Source organism: Nitrosopumilus adriaticus (assembly GCF_000956175.1).
GTDB classification, from domain to species: domain Archaea; phylum Thermoproteota; class Nitrososphaeria; order Nitrososphaerales; family Nitrosopumilaceae; genus Nitrosopumilus; species Nitrosopumilus adriaticus.
On the sequence record NZ_CP011070.1, the window covers coordinates 948,267 to 966,075 of the forward strand.

A 17,809-nucleotide genomic window follows, 5' to 3' on the forward strand; every position below is an offset into this window, starting at 1 on the left:
TTCTAGTATTTTAGTAGTCATTTGGTGTTGATGGTGTCCGGATCATTATTTCCTGGCAAGTATTTGTCCCCTAGTCGATCTTTCATTTTTTCATCAAATTCTTCTTGTAATCGCGTTAGATAGATTTCAGCTTCTGTTTCGTCATCTGGAATTCCGGTATCTGTGTCATAATTGAAACCTGTCGCTAAATGATAAAATCCCTCAAAGAACTCTTTGCAGTCAATCACATCTGCATTCGAATCAATCGACACTATCAAAAAGCCTTCATCGACTCTGAAATTAAGGCAAATTTCCTCCTCAATCATAATGTCTGCCATTACCGCCATGAGGTATGGTATGTGCTCATTATCCAGTTTGTTTTGGCCTTTCTCAGCTATCCATAATTCGTTTCCGTCTATCAAATTATCAAAAGATCTAACTGTTGTATCTCTGATTTCTGAATCAGTAAATGCTAATTTTGATTTCCATGATTGTTCATCATACTCTCCCGGTTTGACATATGCCATATCAAATCTCAAATCCTCATGAATTTGTTCAAATTCCCATATTTGCTTGTTAGTCCACATTGGGGAGAATTCATCTATGAGTTTCCTTGTGGTCTGATCCATTGCAATTTTTTCATTTTTCTAATGTTTATTCCTATCTTATTCTAGTTAATTCCTGATTTGAGGTATTCAATAGTACATTCTGCAAGTTCCTTGTCGTTATGTTTTTTTATATCGTGTTTGCAATTTGGGCATTTTCCTGTATGCTCTTCTTCAAATTCATCCCCCACTTGTTTCATGCAGCATTCCATTAATTCTGATGTAGAATGAGATTCCATCAAAAGCTTGCATGTTGGGCATTCGGTCATTACAAATTTTACCATTAATTGATTATTAATAAATTATATTTGAAATTTTTAAAGGGTTTTAGATGAATCTAGTTGGTAAGTTCAAAAATAAATTGCGATGTACTTGTAATGATGTAGTCTCCTTTGAACTAATTGATGAAATCGAATGTGACTGGGGAAGTCATGTAGTAATTCAATGTCCAAATTGTCAGGATCTTTTCTGCATAGACAATCTATGTCCTGCATTTGGAGATGTCTCCAAATTAGCAAATATCAACACGGGATTATATTCAAAAGATGAGCTTGAAAACTATCTGTCTAATTCACATCCAAATTGAAATCTTTTGGCCACAGATGACTTGGTAATCAATGTCGTATCGGATTACCAACATCCCAGCTTATCTATGGCAATGCCTTGAATCTGATTTTATCTTTAAAATAAAAAAAGTATGTAAAAATTGATTCATACCATCAAAAGATTCCATCTGGGAATTTACTGATTTTTTAATAGAAAGTCTTAGGTACTGATGTGGTTCTTGCCTAGATATTGAAAGGAATCATGGTGATTTTTGTAATTATTGGCATAATTGGATATGCCTGGCATTCTGATATGTTGCCGTTTGGTACTGAAAAAAATTCTGTCAAACTAACGCCTTCAGTTGAAAACATCCAACAAATTTCAAATGTTTTACTTTCACAAGAAGAACAAATAATTTATTATTCATACGAGAGTGTGCCGGAAATCCCAGACAAGGAAATCCCATTAAATGCATTGGATAAGGCAATTGCCACTTGGGAATCAAACAATCCTCAGTTGAAATTTGTTCTATCAGAAAACTCTAACATTGAGATTAAATGGCAAGAATATTCTTCTCCTACCCATACTGGACTAGCAACATGTAATTCAGTATTATTTGGAATGCTGAGTCACTGTGTATTGAATATTTCAGTTGGATCTGTTGATTGTAATGATAATTTTATTCAGAACGATGAGAATATGGTTGCCAATATTTTAATGCATGAAATTGGCCATGCATTAAAACTAGGACACACAGATGAGACTGGACACTTGATGTATTCTTTTGAATCCCCGCAAGAATCATTTGACGATATGGGGTATACAATTCCTCAAAGATTTGATGAATTGTATATTGGTCAGGAATTTTTACTGGAGGATCAAAAACAAATGAAGGCAGAAATTGAATCGCTGGAGAAAAAACTATCTGGTGAAAAATTACTTTATGATAAACTTCTAAAAGAATATCAGCATTATGAGAATAAATCCTTGTCATCAGATGAGTACCGCGATGCTACTGTATTATTTGAGAATCTAAAAGACAAAACTGAGCAAATAAATCAAATTATCCACAAACAAAATATTCTAATTGACAAGGTTAATGCAATTGTAAATCAATTGGGATGTAATCCTAACTTTGAAATTTTAGAATAATTAGCCAAATAATAAAATAAATCCTACTCCCAAAGCTGCAACTGAGATTCCCATTGTTATGTAAAATCTAGTATTCACAGATTAAGACAATTTCTTCTAAAATTAAAACGTTGATTGGTGGCATAAGGATAAACTCCTCTGTATAGCCACCACGAAGTTGTCTATTGATACTATGATATTGTATTATGTTACTGATTGTTTGTAATTAATCTCAAACAAGCCCAATCTATACCCCATATCTCCTTTACATAGGATTCTTTCAGGATTAACAAATCACATCCTTGCATTCAGGAAGTAGAAATGTAGTTAGAATAAATCCGCCTAGAATTGTAATTCCAAGTGTGATTAGTAACCCTGCAAACAGAGTTTTTTTATCGTCAAGTTTCATAACCATGAATTGCTTTTTCAAATATGATATATCAAGTAATTCTCATAAAATGGCTAGTGGTAATGACACAACAAATTCTAAACTTTAAAACGAATAAGTGAGTAATTGTTGCAGAAAACTCATGACTAGAATTTGTAAAAAATGTGATGTTGATATGAAAACAACATCTCTAAAGGCCAAAAGGCGAGGAAATGAAACCCAAAATATTCCAACTGAATACTATTGCCCAAAATGTGATCATGCTGAATATGAACACAATTAGATTCTGAAATGTTAAAATCAATACTGATTAGAATCACTGCTCTTGGTTTGCTTGTGGTGTTTTTAATTTTAGTTGGAAAATTCTTTCCTTAGGGTCTGAACTCTAATTATATCTTGATTTAATGCCTATTTTTAATCTACTACAAATTAGATGTTTTTTAGTAAATTCATGTTAAATGTCGCTTACCTAAATTCCTCAGTTTAGAAGATGAAAGCAAGCATGTTTGAAATCCTTTTGCATCGACTCTTTGGGAGTTACGGTTGGGTTTCAAACAAGCAATCATCTTGCTTTCATTATTTCTATTGATTTGACTGTTCAAAAATTCTTAAAATAAAACATGTCTTGAATTTTGATCAAAATGGGTTGAAAAAATGATCCAATTCCAATTTTTTGGTAAATTGAGCCTGATTTTAGGATGTTCAAACTGCACACACAGTTTCTTTTAGTCTCCTGTCCATATTGTATATTGAGTCATCCGTTTGACGGTATTCCTACGTTTGCCTTAACCGACCATACCCCTAGAATTCGTTTGCCGTCAAACATTTTTCTTTTACAATAAATATTTCAGTAATGAGAGCTAATCTACTATTTGTTGATAATCAAGTGCAAAGGAGTCAAAATCAATCACAAATATGATGCCTGTGAGTTTCTTCATGCCGGAAATTGGGGAGATTCAGAATTAATTGAACATCAAAAATTCCACAAATCTTTGGAGAATAGTGACTATGATTGGCTTGGATTTGATACATCGCAACCATTTGGAAAATTCAGTGGACGAGATGGGAAACGAATGTGATTCTAATGAATTTTGTATAATTTGTCAAAATCTCAATAATTTTATCCTCCGATAAATGTATCATATTATGAGTGAAAACGAAGTTATAGTTTGGACAAAGGACATATTTCTTCAGAGGTCTGATTTTAAAGCTGAATCTAATCCTGCAGCATTTGAGGATTCCCACAGTGTAATAAAATATCGATTCACATGGACGGTAAATTCTGAAAAAATAGACAACGATATTTTTTTTATAATTGAAAACATTCATCTTTCTGTAGAATTCTTTCCACATCTGTCTTGGTTTAGGATTTCCCAAGACACTGATAGTCTATTAAAACATGAACAGGGTCATTTTGATCTAGCTGAATTGGTAAAACGTGAAAATCTAAATGCATTACAAAATTCCTTTTATGGTAAACGATTTCCAACTAGGGGGCAAAATGAAGATCAGCAAAAACAATTTGCAAAAGAAGATTCAGGAAGAATGATTGCAGACAAAGTTGAAGAGTTAGAGAACCTTTTAGAAAAACGTCGTGAAGAATATGATTCTGCAACAGAGTTTGGAGAGAATACTGTGAAGCAATCCGAATATGATTCAGTATTTCAAAAATTAAGATAACTAAATTCTCTGTGTGTATCCCTGTTATTTGGATAGTATATTTTTAAGATTGTTTCTCAATAATTTTATTTTCAGGAATGGAATTGATGTAATTGACTAGACTTCTATAATATTTTAAATGAAAATCCAAGTCTCTGATTTCTGTTTGTTTTAATTCTTCAAGTTCTGGACCGAAATCTCTTGTTTCTTTTTGAATGTGGTTCAATGTATTCTCATTAACTTCAATCATGTGAAATAAACTGTGGAGAACTTCTCTTTTTGTCAGTGTTCTGTCGCATGATTTTTGTAATATTCTTTCAACCCAGTCCATACTGAATTTATTTAAAATTATTATATCTGCTCCTGAATTGGATTAATTCTGACCTTTACTCTACTTTTTTTACTTTAGGCTTGACTGGGTCTCTTTCTTCAGCCTTTTTCTTTCTATCCATGATTTCCTTGTTCCGCTCTATATCTGAATGAATTTCTACGTGTTCGTAAAGCTGCTCTTTTGATTCAAATAATTGTTCACAGTAATAACACTGGTGCATCCTCATATTACATTGATCTTAAATTAATAATTTACTCTAATTGTTACTCGTAGATGACTATTTTTTGTGATTTTGAGATAATTGAAAATTATTTTATGGTGTTTCTATTTGAATCTCAGAATTGCATGATGGGAAATTACCTGTCTCATTTTTGAAATCCTCAATTAATTTCATTTGGAATTCTTTTGGATTTTCTGTAAATACTCTTTGATATGATTGAGTTTTCTGCTTGCATTCATTTCCTTCAAAATCAGTATCTACGTATTTTGTAAATGTCTTCTCTAGATTGTCTGTCTGGCCAATGTATATTGGCTCTTTGCTTCTATTGTATAGGACATATACTCCGGCATTTGGTTTTACAAATTTTGCACTTTCAAGCCATACTCTCATTTTGTCATCTAGTAATTCCATAATATGAGTTAGTTGTACTAGATATTAAACTAGATTGCTCTATGATATCACTAGAACCTTCATGCTTTTAATATTGAGAAAAATTAGATTTGATCCTGTCCCTTTTAGAAAAATTTCCTACTCAATTCACTCCTCGTCAAATTCAAAAGGAGATAATTTCCAAAATTGAAGAGAATCTAAAATCAGGTTATAAAAAAATCATACTGTGTGCACCAACAGGTGTTGGAAAATCACTTGTAGGAGCTACTGTTTCAAGTTATTTTGATAGCTCTTTTACAGTGACTGCATCGAAGCATCTACAAGATCAATATATCAAAGATATTCCGTTTTTAAAACCTGTTAAAGGAAAACAAAATTTTCCATGTCTGAAATTGATGGATTCAGAAAAAGTTGAAAATGATAGACGGGCAATGCGATGGGGCCTAACATGTGATAAGGGTGTATGTCAAGAGAGAATCAGTAAAAACGGCAAAGAGGTGATTGAGGTTTGTAAATTCAAGCCAACAATCAAGCAAGTGGAGGACAAAACTCAGGATTCCCAATCATGTCACTATTATCTTCAAAAATATGATGCATTGACATCTAACCACTCTCTTTGGAATTACCACGCATTTTTTACAATTATGAAATTTAACAAAAAACTATTTGAAGATTATCTGGATAGGAAGGTGACTGTCTTTGATGAAGCCCATAAAATTGAGGATCAAATTATTCAGTTTGTAGGATTTGATATTTTCAGTGGTCAAGTGGATGAATGTAATCTGAATTCTGAAAAGTATGATTTCACGGATTTAGACTCTGTGATAAAATTAACTGATGATATGGCATATTCTTATGCAAAAAAAATTAAAGATATCAAAGAAAGTTCTGCATTTCAAAAAGAGCCTGACTATGAGTTGATCAGCGGACTTGAGAGGAGGTATAATCGTTCCGCCCAAGCAAAAATAGACATAATGACAGATAAAGAAAATTTTGTTGTAAATGATCCTGTTAAGGATTTTAATGGAAATTTCAGAACAATTTCTGTAAGGCCAATAGATGTTTCGAAATTTGCTAACGAATTTTTTGAAACTGAATATCAATTATTCATGTCTGCCACAATTGACAAATCAAGTTTTTGTGAAAATATGGGGTTGAAAAAAGACGATGTTGCATTTGTTGATACTGAAAAATCCCCCTTCCCAATTGAAAATAGGACAATTGATCTGCTAAACATTCGAAGATTAAGTTATGGCTCTACTAAAGAGGATGAACTTGAAGTAATCAAAACTATTGACAGAATTTTAGATGAGCATTCAAATGAAAGAGGGTTGATCTTAACATCCTCCATTCCTAGATGCCAAAAAATTCTTCAGAATCTTTCTCCAAAAAATGCATCGAGAATTAGAATATGTCATAGTAAAAACAAGGACGGAAAATCACAAGATGATGTAATTACCGAACATGCGTCAGATCCTTCTGGGGTTTTATTATCTTCATCACTTTGGGAGGGTGTTGATCTTAAAGATGACCTGTCAAGATTTCAAATAATTGCAAAAGTTCCATATCCTAATTACACTGAAAAGAGAACACGGGCAAAGATGAATAAATTTCCCTTATGGTATACTGCTCAAACACTGACTAAGATTTTGCAAGGGTTTGGCCGTTCTATTAGAAGTGATGATGACTGGGCAAAAACATATGTCTTGGATACTGCAGTAAACAATGTACTTTTCAAAGGACAACAAATGATTCCAAAGGCATACTATGATGTCTTGGGAATTGAAAATCAGTACTAGGCAAGTCTGAAAATACCATATACATGAAATTTGATTATCTTTTACAATATTCTTAAATTTGTTATTCTTTGAGATTACTCATGGAAGATGCTGATATTGCAAAACGTGACCATCAGCGAAATAAATCTGAAATTGTAAAGTTAGTAAAAGAAATGTTTCAACTGAAAAAATGGGGTGATGAAGAATACAAGAAAAAACTACAGGATTTAGTTGTTAAAGATGAAGAATTAGTTCAAGATGTAATTAGAAAAATAAAATTAGAAAAAGGTTTAGAATGATAGTTATTCTCAAAAAATAATCGTGTATAATAATTACAAAAAATAACCTGTAGTAGACAACAGTAATTTTATAGCATAATGTTATTTTTCTTTCCTGTTATCTCTAAGTACAATTAATGATCGCGATCTATAAAGCTTGTGGACAAATTGTTCATCTATGGGTTTGCAGTAGTTATAGCTCCTTGAGCTGCAGAGCCTACAAGTGTAGCATACTTTGCTAGTGCCCCATGGGTGTAGTTTGGTGTTGGTTTTGACCATTGTTTTCTCCTATTCTCCATCTCTTCTTCTGAGACGTGAAGATCAATAATGTTGGTTTCCGTATCTATTGTGATTTCATCATCGTTTTTTACTAGAGCTATTGGACCGCCAACATATGCTTCTGGTGCAACATGTCCTACCATGAATCCACGTGTTCCTCCTGAAAACCTTCCATCAGTTACCATTGCGACTTTTTTGCCTAATCCTTGCCCTACCAATGCTGCAGTTGTAGCTAACATCTCTCTCATTCCTGGGCCACCTTTTGGACCTTCATATCTGATTACTACAACATGTCCTTCATCTATCTCTCCTTTGGAAACTGCATCAAAGGCATATTCTTCTCTATCAAAAACACGTGCTTTACCTGTAAATTTGGTCATCTCTACTCCTGCAGTTTTGATTACTGCTCCATCTGGTGCAAGACTTCCTTTGAGAATTACTGCAGTACCAACTTGATGAATGGGATTTTCAACAGACCTTACTATGTGCTGTTCTACTTCTGGCATCTTAAATGAATTGAGATTCTCTTTGATTGTTTTTCCAGTTACTGTAATACAGTTTTCATTTAACAATCCTTTGTCAAGAAGTTTTTTCAATACAAAAGGAATGCCTCCAATTTTATCTAGAGAATTCATAACGTAATTCCCACCTGGTTTCATATCTGCTAAATGTGGTGTTTTCTTTCTTATTCTTTCAAAATCGTCATATGTCAAATCAATGTTAACTTCGTTTGCAAGTGCAAGTAAATGTAAAATTCCATTTGTTGATCCTCCGACAGAATTTAGCATGGTGATTGCATTTTCAAATGCTTCAAAACTCAAAATTTCTTTTGGTCTGATATTCATCTCTAGCAATTTTGCACATGCGACTCCTGTATCATATACCATCTTGTCACGTCTATCATCTTCTGCTGGCGGACTAGCGCTTCCTGGCAATGCAAGACCTATGGCTTCTGATATTGAGGCCATTGTGTTTGCCGTAAACATTCCTCCACAAGAGCCTGAATTTGGACATGCTGTGTTTTCGATATTTTTTAACGACTCTAATGATAATTGTCCGGAATCATATGCTCCTACTGCTTCATACACATCAACTATTGTAAGCTCTTGACCATCAAGCATTCCTGGCATTATGGTTCCTCCATAAACAAATACTGATGGCACATTCAGTCTGGCCATTGCCATCATGGTGCCTGGTAAACTTTTGTCACATCCAGCAATGCCTACAAGTGCATCATATTGGTGCGCTCTCACCATTAATTCGATAGAGTCTGCAATGACTTCGCGAGAAACTAGTGATGATTTCATTCCTTCATGGCCCATTGCAATTCCGTCACTTACTGCAATAGTTGAAAATTCTCTTGGTGTTGCACCAGCATCAGATACTCCTTCTTTAGCCTTGAGAGCTAATTTTGGAAGATGAATGTTGCAAGGGGTTGCTTCGTTTCCTGTATGACAAACACCGATAAATTGTTTAGATAAATCATCATCGTTTAATCCCATAGCTTTGTACATTGCTCTTTGTGGCGCACGAGATGTGCCTTCGACAACATTTTTGCTGGAAATTTCCATGATATGTAAATCCTAAATTGCTATAATTTAGACTTTATTGAGATTATTAATTGAAAAATTTTCACTGAGTTTAAATGGTAATCGGAATTGAGAAAAATATGGAACAAAAAGCTCTTGAATGCCCTGTTTGTAAAAGTAACAAAGCAACAATTGCTGGAGAAAATGTAAAACTAAGTGGGAGATTTGAAGACAAAGAGTTCCTTACAACTGAACTGACCGTTCTGCGCTGTACAAAATGTGGATATTACATGTTCTTTGATAAAATGGCTCAATTTACAACAAAAGAAGAATCTGAAAAATCTACTTGATTAGATCTCTGTTTTCTAATTTTAACAATAGTGCATCTATTTCTTCTGGAGTTTCGCCACCATACACAATTAGGATTTTATCGTCTTCTTGGATTTCAAGTTCTCTAATATCTGGTAACTGCTCTCCGTTTACATAAAATGAAAGTTTGTAGTCCTCATTTGTACAGAAACTTCTGCCATCTTGGAAAACAAAGCATTGATCATCTAGGCCAAGAGATAATGTTTCAAAGAGATATCCTAGAGTAACACCTGTTGCGTGTTTGTGGATAGTTGTCCCGTCCCTTCCTTCAAAATGAATCCAACTTGATTTGATTTGATAAGCTGGTGCTGAAAAATCAAATTCGTCGCCGAAAATTGAAACAAGAATTCCTGCGTGTGCGTGTTCACTTCCTAATGCGCCTGCGTTTTCTGGTCCGCCAGGTACATTATCTGTCATGTTGATAAATATCCATCCTGCATATCCTACAATTACTGCAATTACAGCTAAAACCCCTACTGCAATGAGGGTTTGTTTTCTTTTTTCTGCTGAATGTCTAGTGGCGTAATTATCACGTTTTTGTTCACGCTCTCTTCTTTCTTTTCGACCCATAGGATGCTCTGCGTTTGAAATTTACCCTAATTAACCATTCGATAAAAACAATAAATAAAATCAGAAAACGCTGATCAATATGGGTTGTATTTTTTGTGAAATTTTGGATGGGAAAAGAGATGGCCACCTACTCTATGAAGACAAATCTCACATTTCATTTTTAGACAAATATCCAATCGATGTAGGCCATAGCCTGATTATACCACGAGAGCATCATGAAAGGATCACAGATATGGATTCTGAGGATGTGGGAAAAATTTTCTCACTTGTACCCAAAATTGCTAATGCAATTTTAAAGGCAACAGGAGCTGATGCATTTAGTCTTGGTCAAAATAATGGAAGAGCTGCAAAACAAATTATTCCCCATGTCCATATACACATAATTCCAAGATATAACAGCAAGGGAAGCGTATGGACTAAACGGCAAATTTCAAATGATGATGAACTCGTTGAACTCTCAAAAAATATTCGCAGTTTTATTGTTTAGCCGTGACCTGGATTATATCTCAAAATAGCGCCAATTTTTCCCAAACTTGCAAGCATGTTTCCGTGTTCTGCACTACCAGAAATTACCTCTAATTGAGAACCTGTCTTTGCGGCTAACAATTCCAAATAATCCACAATGTCTTGTTCATTTACTTCTACTTCCATGGATTTGCATTCTGGACAAGGATTGTTTGCATATTCTGTTTTTTTAGGAATGACTTCAGGTCTTTCAACAAATTCTTCTCGAAAGTGTTTACATCTTTTACATTTTCCTTCCACTCTGTGCAAATTCGTATTGTCGGTGATGAGCAAAACTTTAACAACATTATTTTTTAAAAATTCGATTACTTCTTGCAACCCATATGATCCTTTTCCTGAATTTGTATTTATTTCTCTAAACAAATCTTCTACAAGTTTTTTCTCCTCAACCATCCTAAAGTCCCCTAAAATATCAGATGATTTTGCAAAAGCTTCTCTAATTCCTTCTCCTCCTGAATAAGATGCGTCAATTGTATTGATTATCATATTTTGTAATCTGTATTCAAGATAATTTCCATTAATGAAATCCTCTTTGGTTGGGCCTGGTCCTGAAATTACCAGTCCTTTGATTGGATAAATATCAATAAAATACTCCCTGGTGGTTTCAGCAATTCTGTTAAAATAATATGTTAATTCCATCTCTCTGAGTTTCTGAAATCTTTTTGCTGATTGTCCGCCTTGTCTGTGTTTTCCTGCAACACCAGAACCTGTTTGAGATAAAACTTCAATTTTGTCTCCGTGTAACAATCCCCATCCTGCATCCTTTGCATCAATTGCTAAAAATCCGATGAGATTGTCATCTTTTAGCATGTCTTTTAGAATATCTACATGAAAATGGTCATCGCATCTATACAGATACTGATTTAGATCTTTTGGCGGTTCAATCTCCCAGACAGTTACAACCTCGCTTCCCAATGGACCTCCGCCTTCCGGTGGCAGTGCACCACAAAAAACAACCAGGCCTCTATCTGGTGTTTTTTTGTACATTTTTAATCTCTGTACAACTTTACCCAAGGAATCAACAACATGTGATCTTGTAAGATCTGATTTGATGTTATCTGCTGTTCCTTGCTCTTGTTGAAGAGAGCCAATAATTTCATGAAGTTGTTTTCCTTTTGGAATGTACACTGTAATTAGTTCAGTTCCTCGCCCGGATTTTTTTGATAATTCTTCTAATGTCTTTCTAATTTTATAGAGTTTAACTGAATCTTGTTTTTCTACATCTATTTTCTTCATTTGTGGTTACTCCAGATCATGCGAATATTAATTTTGATTGCATTCATCAGATATCTTTTCAAATCACAGCTCATCGAATGTTTTTAGAAACACTTCAAGTGGCTGATTTCCTCTAATTTTGATAATTTTTTGATCATTGAATACTAAAAATGATGGCGTTGCATCGATACCTATCTCTTTTCCAAATTCATGCAGAGCAATTACTTTGTCCTGATATTTTTTATCATTGAGACATTTGTTAAATTCTTCAATATCTAGATTTGTTGAAACTGCAAATTTCTCAAGTGTTTCTCTTGTTATCCATCCTGTTCTTTCGCCGCCCCAATTTTTGTAGAGTTCATCATGGTATTCCCAATATTTTTCCTGATCATTTGCACAATACGATGCCTCTGCAGCTAATAGTGAATCAGGACCATTTAATGGAAAATCTTTGAAGACTAGTTTTACTTTGCCTGTTTTGATATAATCTTCATAAATGATATCTAAAGTATTTTCATGAAATTTGTAGCAAAATGTACATTGATAATCGCCCCATTCTAAAATTGTAATTGGTGCATTTGATTCTCCCAATATTGGTGAACCATTGTTGATTAATTTTGTAGCTGTAAATAATTTTGAATCATTTTCAGTTTCAGGAAAAAATACCATAAACATTCCTGTAATAATTCCTATGATTACTGGAATTGCCAATAGGTATATTTTTGTCATATTTTGTGAAAAATTATTACAACTAAATATCTTCGCTAATTTGTGGCCAAAGTCCACAATGCAGAATTTTTTGCAGAAATTTCTGCAACAAATGGATCATCTGATGATGAAATTATTATCACATCTCCTTCTTCAGGAAATAAATTCTCTAAAATATGTTTTTTAGTCTTTTTGTCTTTTCTAAAACAATCTTTATTGTCTCCGGGAAACACAAATCTATTTTCTTTAAACAAAACTGTTATGCACCCTGAAGAACCATACAAAATAGCATAATCTCTTTGCTCTAAACCTGAATTAATTGAAAAACCATATTTCTTTAGAATTATTGCATGGTTGTTTTTTCCAGTTACAACATCACATTTTTTTATTTTACATTCATTTGGAATAATTTGCTGAATTTGTTTAGATATTTTTTTACCTTTTTCTGTAAGGTAACTGCCTGATTTGGTAGTCTCTATCATCTGTGCTTCTTTAAGATGTGAGATCAAGGTTTTTACAGCACCTTCCCCCAAATGAATTTCTTTTCCAAATGTTGCTCTGCTTACAAATTTTTCTTTTGATAATAATTGGAGTGCCTTGAATACATGTGGTATGCTAAATGTTAGAACTTTACTGGATCCTTTCCTAGATACTATGTTTTGTAAAATTTGAATAGTTTTTTTCAGATCTTTTCTGATAATTAGTAGTTGTAAATCTTTTATAAATTGGACAAATTATCCAAGTGCTTAAATATATTCAGATAATGCTTTCAGTTATGTCTGAATTAAGACAAATTAATGTGTCTAAGACTGGTGTTTCAAAACTAGCAATAGTTGCACTAGCTATAATCTTTGCAGCAGGATTATTTGTTGTGGGATTTGATCAAGGACATATCTTTAGTTTAGTTTATGGAGAACAAGCATTCACTGATCTTTACATCCATGAACTCACTCATGATATGAGGCATGCAGCAGGCTTTCCCTGTCACTAGGAGTTCTTTTTCATGAAAACATCTCTTTTTATTATAATCGTGTTAATTTCAGGGGCGTTTGCAGGATTCATTCACGGTACAGTAAATTTTGCAATTGTAGAACCTTATCTTGATCAAGCAATTGGGATTGAAAATCAAAACCTATTTGATTCTGGTGAAGAAGAAGACACTCCTGATTTTTGGATAGAATATGAAGGGTATAGAGCATGGCAAAAAAGTGGGCAGATTCTTGCAGGAGTGATTCTGGGGACATCTGTGGGTGCATTATTTGGAATTGTTTTTGCATTATCTAGAAATTCATTACCTGGAAGTAATGACATCAAAAAGGCACTTGTTCTAGCTGGTGTCATGTGGTTTACTCTTTACATTATCCCATTTCTAAAATATCCTGCAAACCCCCCAACTGTGGGTGATGGTGAAACTGTAGTGTTACGTGCAATTTTATATCTTTCATTTATTGCAATTTCTGGATTTGGCGCTGTTGCATTTTACAAGATATCGAAGAAACTCCAAAACAAGAAAAAACTTGTATCATTGGTCGGTTACGCAGTTTTCATATCTACAGTATTCTTTGTAATGCCTGATAATCCTGATGAAATAACTGCCCCTATGAATCTGGTAAACGAGTTTAGATTAATGTCTGTTTTAGGCGTAACCTCTTTTTGGATATCTGTAGGTTTGATTTTGGGATTGTTTTGGAATAAATTTGAATCTCAAAAAGAAACCACTCCTCATTATAATTAATTGTTCTAATTCTTTAGAACGAGAACTATAACATCTCGTTTAAATATGCCAAAGTATTTTTGGGTATTTGCATGTCAAGAAGAATCACTTTACCTCAATTAAAAAAATATGATATCACTCAAAAAGTAATAGAAGCATTAGCAGATTCTGAATCTAGGGCAATTTTATTCTCAATAATTAAAAAAGGTAATACTGCTGCTGAACTTTCAGTTAAGCTAAAAATTCCCCTAAGCTCAGTCTACAAAAAATTAGGGGATCTTGAAGAATTAACACTAATCGAAGTTGAAAAATGGCTACTATCAGACAAGGGTAGAAAATACAAAGTTTATCGTAGTAGAATCAGTAAAGCCGACATTTCCATTAGAAAACCAGAACCAACTCTAACATTGGTATCAAATTGAGATGGTCTAATGTCAAAATCTAACATTATACAATTATCCGAGTTTGATATTACTCAAAAAATTATTGAATCTTTAACAAATGTCTGCACAAGAGCAGTTTTGTTTTCAGTAAAAAACAAATCAAAAGACGCAACTCAAATTGCAGATGAATTAAAAATTTCTTTATCTACAGTTTACAAAACTTTATCTGTTTTAGAGGATCTTGCACTTGCCGAAGTAGACAAATATGTTATTTCTCCAGAAGGTAAAAAAATTAAATTGTATCGCAGTAGAATAGGTAAGGTTGAAATCACCTTGGATAATTTGGAGCCAAGTTTGAATTTATATCCTAATACTGAAAATCCGAAATCTAATTGATGATCAAAGAACAGTTACTGTTCTCATTCCATAGACTTGGAATGAAAATCTGGAATGAATACCTACTTTAAATAACTTAGCTCATCCTAAGATTTTTGTAAATCATGAAACGACAAACAATATTGACATTGATTGCTGTAATTGCAGTGATTGGTGTTGCAACTGTTCCCTTGGCCCAAAACGTTCAAGCTGAAAGTTTAGTTCCTGAATGGATTAAAACGAATGCTGGCTGGTGGGCTGATGGTACTGTAGACGATACAACATTTCTAAATGGAATTAAATTCCTTCTAGAAAATGATGTCATCGACGTTTCATCTGAATCAAATGGCATTGATGTTGATACCTTGACCATTGGTTTTATTCCAGTTGAAAAAGCTGATGAATTAACTCCAAAGGCACAAGCACTGGAAAAATTTCTAGAGGCTGAACTTGGTATTGATGTTGAAGTAGTAGTTCCAACAAATTATGAGACAATTATTGAAGGAATGAGATTTGGTCATATTGATGCTGCCTTTATGGATACGGGACCCGGTTGGATTACCCATCAAAGAACCGGTGCAGAAGCCGTATTGGCTGAACTTGTTGCAGGTAAAGTAAATTATCAGGCAACTGTTTGGGCTTTAGCAGATAATGACTCTGTTAATTCAATAGAAGACACAGTAGGTAAACGTGTGGCCTTTACCAGTATTACTGGTTCGTCTGGCTTTGTTAGGCCTATGGGAACTCTAGTTACTGATGGTCACATAACCATTGAGGGTGACGATATAGTCGCCTTAGAATCTGCACTTGCAAATAACTTTGAAAGTTATACATTTGCAGGAGGTTACAAGGCTGCTTTACAATTGCTGCTTAATGGCAATGTGGATGTCGCATTTGGATCAGATATTGCTCCACAAAAGTATCTTGAATTAGAAGATCAAGTAAAATTACGTCCAGTTACAACAATTGGACCTGTACCATCACATGTATTCATGGTAAGTGCAGACATGTCAGAATCCACCAAAGAATCACTTGTTGATGCCTTAGTTGAACTCAATTATGATGAGCACAACTACATTTTGAAGGATTTGTATGGTGCAGAAGCTTTAGTTCCAACCACCACTACTATGCATATTGGTGAATTTGGTACCTTTATTGATTCATTGACTGGTCTTGATCAATTAATTCTTGACAAATACAACAAGAGCAAATAAAAACTGGACATCTTGAAATGAAACAAATTCAGATGACCAAAAACCCTCCTTTTTCATTAATTTCTACAAAAAAAATCATTCAAATGAATGATGTCTCTACATCTTATGATTCAAAAAACTTCGCACTTGAAAATATCAATATCTCAATTGACAGAGGTACAAATTATTCCATTGTAGGTCAATCGGGATCTGGAAAATCCACATTACTTAAACTAATGAACGGGATGATGATTCCAAGCAAAGGAACAATCAGAATTGATTATGTGTCACCAGATATCAATAATAAAAAATTCAAAAAAATGATGCACTCAATAGGATACATTCCTCAAAGCCTTGGATTGGTAAAAAACAGCACTGTTCTTGAAAATATATTACTTGGAGCACTACCTCGATTAAATAAAATCCAATCGCTATTCAATAAATTTCCAGAGCATGAAATTAAAGAAGCAATGAAAATTATTTCTCAAGTTGGATTGACAGGCAAAGAAAATCGCAAGGCATACATGTTAAGTGGTGGAGAAAAAAGACGTGTAGCAATTGCCAGAGCACTGATGCAAAAACCAACCATCTTGTTAGCTGATGAAATTGTTTCAGAATTAGATCATGTTACTTCGCGCGAAATTATGGATTTGATTGCAGAAGCTCAAAAAAGAATGAATCTAACAGCAATTATGGTTCATCATGATATACAACTTGCATTAGAATATGCAAATAGAGTGGCCGTAATAAAAGAAGGGCAAAAAATTCTAGAGATTGGCGTTGAAGGTGATACTATAGTTGACTTTCAAACTGGGGATATGAACAATGAAGAAATTATGGAGATGTATGCTGATGACTCCAAAAAATAACATCATCATTGGAATAATTATTGCATTGTTAGTTGTTGCATCATACAATGTTGATGCAAATCCAATTGAGTTTGTAGAAGGTTTACCAAATCTTGCAATCGTTGTAGATGAAATGCTTAAAGTTGAATCAAAGTACATTCCTACTGCACTTTGGGCAATGTTTGAAACCATTCAGATGGCATTTATTGGAACTGTTGTAGGTGTTGCAATCGCATTACCTCTTAGCATGTTGGCATCACGAAATCTAAACAGCAAGTATGTCTATGCTCCAACACGTGCATTGCTGGCAGCTACTCGAACATTCCCATCTATTCTTTGGGCACTTTTGTTTGTAATTATGGTCGGGTTAGGTCCGTTTGCAGGAGTTTTGGCTATAATCATGTACACCGTTGGATTTATTGCAAAATTACAATACGAGGTTATTGAGACTATAGATTCTGATCCAATGGATGCAATAAATTCTATAGGTGTTTCAAAATTTCAATTAATTCGATATGTTGTTATCCCTGAATCTGCATCGCATCTTCTAGGTCAAATGCTTTACATGTTTGATTACAATGTTCGTCAAACTAGTATTTTGGGGCTTGTTGGAGCCGGCGGTATTGGATTCTATATCATCAATTACATCAAATTCTTCGAATACGGAAAGGCTGCAGTTTTTATGATTGTGGTGCTGGTAACTGTCTTGTTAATTGATTGGATAAGTGTGAAGATTCGTGACAAATACATCATAAAATCGCAGCATGGAATGGAAGTTACAACAAAATAGTTTCTG

General features: G+C 34.0%; 27 protein-coding genes. 16 read left to right on the forward strand and 11 right to left on the reverse strand.

Annotated elements, in window-relative coordinates; genetic code table 11:
- Nucleotides 1-17: 17 nt before the first annotated feature.
- Both NADRNF5_RS05485 and NADRNF5_RS05490 read right to left on the reverse strand, forming a co-directional pair.
- Nucleotides 18-608, reverse strand: coding sequence for a hypothetical protein (locus NADRNF5_RS05485; RefSeq protein ID WP_048116128.1), 591 nt, complete (start codon nt 606-608; stop codon nt 18-20).
- A 41-nt stretch (nt 609-649) separates the two neighbouring features.
- Nucleotides 650-868 carry a hypothetical protein gene (locus NADRNF5_RS05490; protein ID WP_237089204.1) on the reverse strand — a complete coding sequence of 73 codons (219 nt, stop codon included), beginning with the start codon at nt 866-868 and terminating at the stop codon, nt 650-652.
- Nucleotides 869-915: 47 nt separating this feature from the next.
- Between NADRNF5_RS05490 and NADRNF5_RS05495 the strand changes: the two genes are divergently transcribed.
- Both NADRNF5_RS05495 and NADRNF5_RS05500 read left to right on the forward strand, forming a co-directional pair.
- A complete protein-coding gene (locus NADRNF5_RS05495) occupies nt 916-1,170 on the forward strand; it encodes a hypothetical protein (protein ID WP_048116129.1) in 255 nt (84 codons plus the stop codon).
- A 221-nt stretch (nt 1,171-1,391) separates the two neighbouring features.
- Nucleotides 1,392-2,282 (forward strand): matrixin family metalloprotease, encoded by an 891-nt coding sequence (locus NADRNF5_RS05500; RefSeq protein ID WP_237089205.1) that lies wholly within the window; start codon nt 1,392-1,394, stop codon nt 2,280-2,282.
- Nucleotides 2,283-2,547: 265 nt separating this feature from the next.
- On the opposite strand, the gene NADRNF5_RS11780 is transcribed toward NADRNF5_RS05500, so the two are convergent.
- Nucleotides 2,548-2,676, reverse strand: coding sequence for a hypothetical protein (locus NADRNF5_RS11780; RefSeq protein ID WP_257719689.1), 129 nt, complete (start codon nt 2,674-2,676; stop codon nt 2,548-2,550).
- 115 nt (nt 2,677-2,791) lie between these two features.
- Here NADRNF5_RS11780 and NADRNF5_RS11140 point away from each other — a divergent pair, with 115 nt between their 5' ends.
- From NADRNF5_RS11140 to NADRNF5_RS05510, 3 genes are all read left to right on the forward strand, one after another.
- A complete protein-coding gene (locus NADRNF5_RS11140; RefSeq protein WP_160289392.1) occupies nt 2,792-2,932 on the forward strand; it encodes a hypothetical protein in 141 nt (46 codons plus the stop codon).
- Nucleotides 2,933-3,521: 589 nt separating this feature from the next.
- Nucleotides 3,522-3,728 carry a hypothetical protein gene (locus NADRNF5_RS05505; RefSeq protein WP_237089206.1) on the forward strand — a complete coding sequence of 69 codons (207 nt, stop codon included), beginning with the start codon at nt 3,522-3,524 and terminating at the stop codon, nt 3,726-3,728.
- Between the two features lie 67 nt (nt 3,729-3,795).
- Nucleotides 3,796-4,329, forward strand: coding sequence for a hypothetical protein (locus NADRNF5_RS05510; protein ID WP_048116131.1), 534 nt, complete (start codon nt 3,796-3,798; stop codon nt 4,327-4,329).
- A gap of 43 nt (nt 4,330-4,372) precedes the next feature.
- Here the strand turns inward: NADRNF5_RS05510 and NADRNF5_RS05515 are convergent, their stop codons facing one another.
- From NADRNF5_RS05515 to NADRNF5_RS05525, 3 genes are all read right to left on the reverse strand, one after another.
- Nucleotides 4,373-4,639, reverse strand: coding sequence for a hypothetical protein (locus NADRNF5_RS05515; protein ID WP_048116132.1), 267 nt, complete (start codon nt 4,637-4,639; stop codon nt 4,373-4,375).
- A gap of 55 nt (nt 4,640-4,694) precedes the next feature.
- Complete coding sequence (locus NADRNF5_RS11340) at nt 4,695-4,859, reverse strand: hypothetical protein (protein ID WP_048119159.1); 165 nt, start codon at nt 4,857-4,859, stop codon at nt 4,695-4,697.
- A 93-nt stretch (nt 4,860-4,952) separates the two neighbouring features.
- The gene (locus NADRNF5_RS05525) at nt 4,953-5,270 is read right to left on the reverse strand and encodes a GIY-YIG nuclease family protein (protein ID WP_048116133.1); all 318 of its coding nucleotides are present in this window, start codon (nt 5,268-5,270) and stop codon (nt 4,953-4,955) included.
- A gap of 89 nt (nt 5,271-5,359) precedes the next feature.
- On the opposite strand from NADRNF5_RS05525, the gene NADRNF5_RS05530 reads away from it, so the two are divergent.
- Together NADRNF5_RS05530 and NADRNF5_RS05535 are read left to right on the forward strand one after the other, a co-directional pair.
- Nucleotides 5,360-7,048, forward strand: coding sequence for a helicase C-terminal domain-containing protein (locus tag NADRNF5_RS05530; protein ID WP_237089207.1), 1,689 nt, complete (start codon nt 5,360-5,362; stop codon nt 7,046-7,048).
- Between the two features lie 80 nt (nt 7,049-7,128).
- Nucleotides 7,129-7,326, forward strand: a complete 198-nt coding sequence (locus NADRNF5_RS05535; RefSeq protein WP_048116134.1) for a hypothetical protein — start codon at nt 7,129-7,131, stop codon at nt 7,324-7,326.
- 155 nt (nt 7,327-7,481) lie between these two features.
- On the opposite strand, the gene ilvD is transcribed toward NADRNF5_RS05535, so the two are convergent.
- Complete coding sequence (gene ilvD / locus NADRNF5_RS05540; RefSeq protein ID WP_048116135.1) at nt 7,482-9,155, reverse strand: dihydroxy-acid dehydratase; 1,674 nt, start codon at nt 9,153-9,155, stop codon at nt 7,482-7,484.
- 98 nt (nt 9,156-9,253) lie between these two features.
- Here ilvD and NADRNF5_RS05545 point away from each other — a divergent pair, with 98 nt between their 5' ends.
- On the forward strand, nt 9,254-9,463 hold the full coding sequence (locus NADRNF5_RS05545; RefSeq protein WP_048119165.1) for a hypothetical protein: 210 nt from the start codon (nt 9,254-9,256) through the stop codon (nt 9,461-9,463).
- On the opposite strand, the gene NADRNF5_RS05550 is transcribed toward NADRNF5_RS05545, so the two are convergent.
- A complete protein-coding gene (locus tag NADRNF5_RS05550; protein WP_048116136.1) occupies nt 9,456-10,052 on the reverse strand; it encodes a hypothetical protein in 597 nt (198 codons plus the stop codon). The genes NADRNF5_RS05545 and NADRNF5_RS05550 overlap by 8 nt on opposite strands.
- 79 nt (nt 10,053-10,131) lie before the next feature.
- Between NADRNF5_RS05550 and NADRNF5_RS05555 the strand changes: the two genes are divergently transcribed.
- Nucleotides 10,132-10,539 carry an HIT domain-containing protein gene (locus NADRNF5_RS05555; RefSeq protein ID WP_048116137.1) on the forward strand — a complete coding sequence of 136 codons (408 nt, stop codon included), beginning with the start codon at nt 10,132-10,134 and terminating at the stop codon, nt 10,537-10,539.
- Here NADRNF5_RS05555 and prf1 read toward each other — a convergent pair.
- The 3 genes from prf1 to NADRNF5_RS05570 form a co-directional block, all read right to left on the reverse strand.
- A complete protein-coding gene (gene prf1 / locus NADRNF5_RS05560) occupies nt 10,536-11,813 on the reverse strand; it encodes a peptide chain release factor aRF-1 (RefSeq protein WP_048116138.1) in 1,278 nt (425 codons plus the stop codon). The genes NADRNF5_RS05555 and prf1 overlap by 4 nt on opposite strands.
- A 63-nt stretch (nt 11,814-11,876) precedes the next feature.
- On the reverse strand, nt 11,877-12,521 hold the full coding sequence (locus NADRNF5_RS05565; protein ID WP_048116139.1) for a DsbA family protein: 645 nt from the start codon (nt 12,519-12,521) through the stop codon (nt 11,877-11,879).
- A gap of 35 nt (nt 12,522-12,556) precedes the next feature.
- Nucleotides 12,557-13,222, reverse strand: coding sequence for a DUF4443 domain-containing protein (locus NADRNF5_RS05570; RefSeq protein ID WP_342399219.1), 666 nt, complete (start codon nt 13,220-13,222; stop codon nt 12,557-12,559).
- A gap of 53 nt (nt 13,223-13,275) precedes the next feature.
- On the opposite strand from NADRNF5_RS05570, the gene NADRNF5_RS05575 reads away from it, so the two are divergent.
- The 7 genes from NADRNF5_RS05575 to phnE all read left to right on the forward strand — a co-directional run bounded on the left by NADRNF5_RS05575 (nt 13,276) and on the right by phnE (nt 17,803).
- Nucleotides 13,276-13,491, forward strand: a complete 216-nt coding sequence (locus NADRNF5_RS05575; RefSeq protein WP_048119174.1) for a CbtB domain-containing protein — start codon at nt 13,276-13,278, stop codon at nt 13,489-13,491.
- A 12-nt stretch (nt 13,492-13,503) separates the two neighbouring features.
- The gene (locus NADRNF5_RS05580; RefSeq protein ID WP_048116141.1) at nt 13,504-14,235 is read left to right on the forward strand and encodes a CbtA family protein; all 732 of its coding nucleotides are present in this window, start codon (nt 13,504-13,506) and stop codon (nt 14,233-14,235) included.
- Between the two features lie 71 nt (nt 14,236-14,306).
- Nucleotides 14,307-14,636, forward strand: a complete 330-nt coding sequence (locus tag NADRNF5_RS05585; protein WP_048116142.1) for a helix-turn-helix domain-containing protein — start codon at nt 14,307-14,309, stop codon at nt 14,634-14,636.
- Between the two features lie 9 nt (nt 14,637-14,645).
- Entirely contained in the window at nt 14,646-14,993 is a 348-nt protein-coding gene (locus tag NADRNF5_RS05590; protein WP_048116143.1) for a winged helix-turn-helix domain-containing protein, read from the forward strand.
- Between the two features lie 104 nt (nt 14,994-15,097).
- A complete protein-coding gene (locus NADRNF5_RS05595; RefSeq protein WP_192828294.1) occupies nt 15,098-16,186 on the forward strand; it encodes a phosphate/phosphite/phosphonate ABC transporter substrate-binding protein in 1,089 nt (362 codons plus the stop codon).
- Nucleotides 16,187-16,203: 17 nt separating this feature from the next.
- Entirely contained in the window at nt 16,204-17,034 is an 831-nt protein-coding gene (locus NADRNF5_RS05600) for a phosphonate ABC transporter ATP-binding protein (protein ID WP_048116145.1), read from the forward strand.
- Nucleotides 17,018-17,803 (forward strand): phosphonate ABC transporter, permease protein PhnE, encoded by a 786-nt coding sequence (phnE, locus tag NADRNF5_RS05605; protein ID WP_048116146.1) that lies wholly within the window; start codon nt 17,018-17,020, stop codon nt 17,801-17,803. The genes NADRNF5_RS05600 and phnE overlap by 17 nt, the downstream gene beginning before the upstream one ends.
- Nucleotides 17,804-17,809 lie beyond the last annotated feature (6 nt).

What these genes read in the sequence shown, in the direction of transcription:
- NADRNF5_RS05485 (WP_048116128.1), bottom strand. Translation starts at nt 608, where the DNA reads ATGGATCAGACCACAAGGAAACTCATAGATGAATTCTCCCCAATGTGG.
- NADRNF5_RS05490 (WP_237089204.1), bottom strand. Translation starts at nt 868, where the DNA reads ATGGTAAAATTTGTAATGACCGAATGCCCAACATGCAAGCTTTTGATG.
- NADRNF5_RS05495 (WP_048116129.1), top strand. Translation starts at nt 916, where the DNA reads ATGAATCTAGTTGGTAAGTTCAAAAATAAATTGCGATGTACTTGTAAT.
- NADRNF5_RS05500 (WP_237089205.1), top strand. Translation starts at nt 1,392, where the DNA reads ATGGTGATTTTTGTAATTATTGGCATAATTGGATATGCCTGGCATTCT.
- NADRNF5_RS11780 (WP_257719689.1), bottom strand. Translation starts at nt 2,676, where the DNA reads ATGGTTATGAAACTTGACGATAAAAAAACTCTGTTTGCAGGGTTACTA.
- NADRNF5_RS11140 (WP_160289392.1), top strand. Translation starts at nt 2,792, where the DNA reads ATGACTAGAATTTGTAAAAAATGTGATGTTGATATGAAAACAACATCT.
- NADRNF5_RS05510 (WP_048116131.1), top strand. Translation starts at nt 3,796, where the DNA reads ATGAGTGAAAACGAAGTTATAGTTTGGACAAAGGACATATTTCTTCAG.
- NADRNF5_RS05515 (WP_048116132.1), bottom strand. Translation starts at nt 4,639, where the DNA reads ATGGACTGGGTTGAAAGAATATTACAAAAATCATGCGACAGAACACTG.
- NADRNF5_RS11340 (WP_048119159.1), bottom strand. Translation starts at nt 4,859, where the DNA reads ATGCACCAGTGTTATTACTGTGAACAATTATTTGAATCAAAAGAGCAG.
- NADRNF5_RS05525 (WP_048116133.1), bottom strand. Translation starts at nt 5,270, where the DNA reads ATGGAATTACTAGATGACAAAATGAGAGTATGGCTTGAAAGTGCAAAA.
- NADRNF5_RS05535 (WP_048116134.1), top strand. Translation starts at nt 7,129, where the DNA reads ATGGAAGATGCTGATATTGCAAAACGTGACCATCAGCGAAATAAATCT.
- ilvD (WP_048116135.1), bottom strand. Translation starts at nt 9,155, where the DNA reads ATGGAAATTTCCAGCAAAAATGTTGTCGAAGGCACATCTCGTGCGCCA.
- NADRNF5_RS05545 (WP_048119165.1), top strand. Translation starts at nt 9,254, where the DNA reads ATGGAACAAAAAGCTCTTGAATGCCCTGTTTGTAAAAGTAACAAAGCA.
- NADRNF5_RS05550 (WP_048116136.1), bottom strand. Translation starts at nt 10,052, where the DNA reads ATGGGTCGAAAAGAAAGAAGAGAGCGTGAACAAAAACGTGATAATTAC.
- NADRNF5_RS05555 (WP_048116137.1), top strand. Translation starts at nt 10,132, where the DNA reads ATGGGTTGTATTTTTTGTGAAATTTTGGATGGGAAAAGAGATGGCCAC.
- prf1 (WP_048116138.1), bottom strand. Translation starts at nt 11,813, where the DNA reads ATGAAGAAAATAGATGTAGAAAAACAAGATTCAGTTAAACTCTATAAA.
- NADRNF5_RS05565 (WP_048116139.1), bottom strand. Translation starts at nt 12,521, where the DNA reads ATGACAAAAATATACCTATTGGCAATTCCAGTAATCATAGGAATTATT.
- NADRNF5_RS05575 (WP_048119174.1), top strand. Translation starts at nt 13,276, where the DNA reads ATGTCTGAATTAAGACAAATTAATGTGTCTAAGACTGGTGTTTCAAAA.
- NADRNF5_RS05580 (WP_048116141.1), top strand. Translation starts at nt 13,504, where the DNA reads ATGAAAACATCTCTTTTTATTATAATCGTGTTAATTTCAGGGGCGTTT.
- NADRNF5_RS05585 (WP_048116142.1), top strand. Translation starts at nt 14,307, where the DNA reads ATGTCAAGAAGAATCACTTTACCTCAATTAAAAAAATATGATATCACT.
- NADRNF5_RS05590 (WP_048116143.1), top strand. Translation starts at nt 14,646, where the DNA reads ATGTCAAAATCTAACATTATACAATTATCCGAGTTTGATATTACTCAA.
- NADRNF5_RS05595 (WP_192828294.1), top strand. Translation starts at nt 15,098, where the DNA reads ATGAAACGACAAACAATATTGACATTGATTGCTGTAATTGCAGTGATT.
- NADRNF5_RS05600 (WP_048116145.1), top strand. Translation starts at nt 16,204, where the DNA reads ATGAAACAAATTCAGATGACCAAAAACCCTCCTTTTTCATTAATTTCT.
- phnE (WP_048116146.1), top strand. Translation starts at nt 17,018, where the DNA reads ATGACTCCAAAAAATAACATCATCATTGGAATAATTATTGCATTGTTA.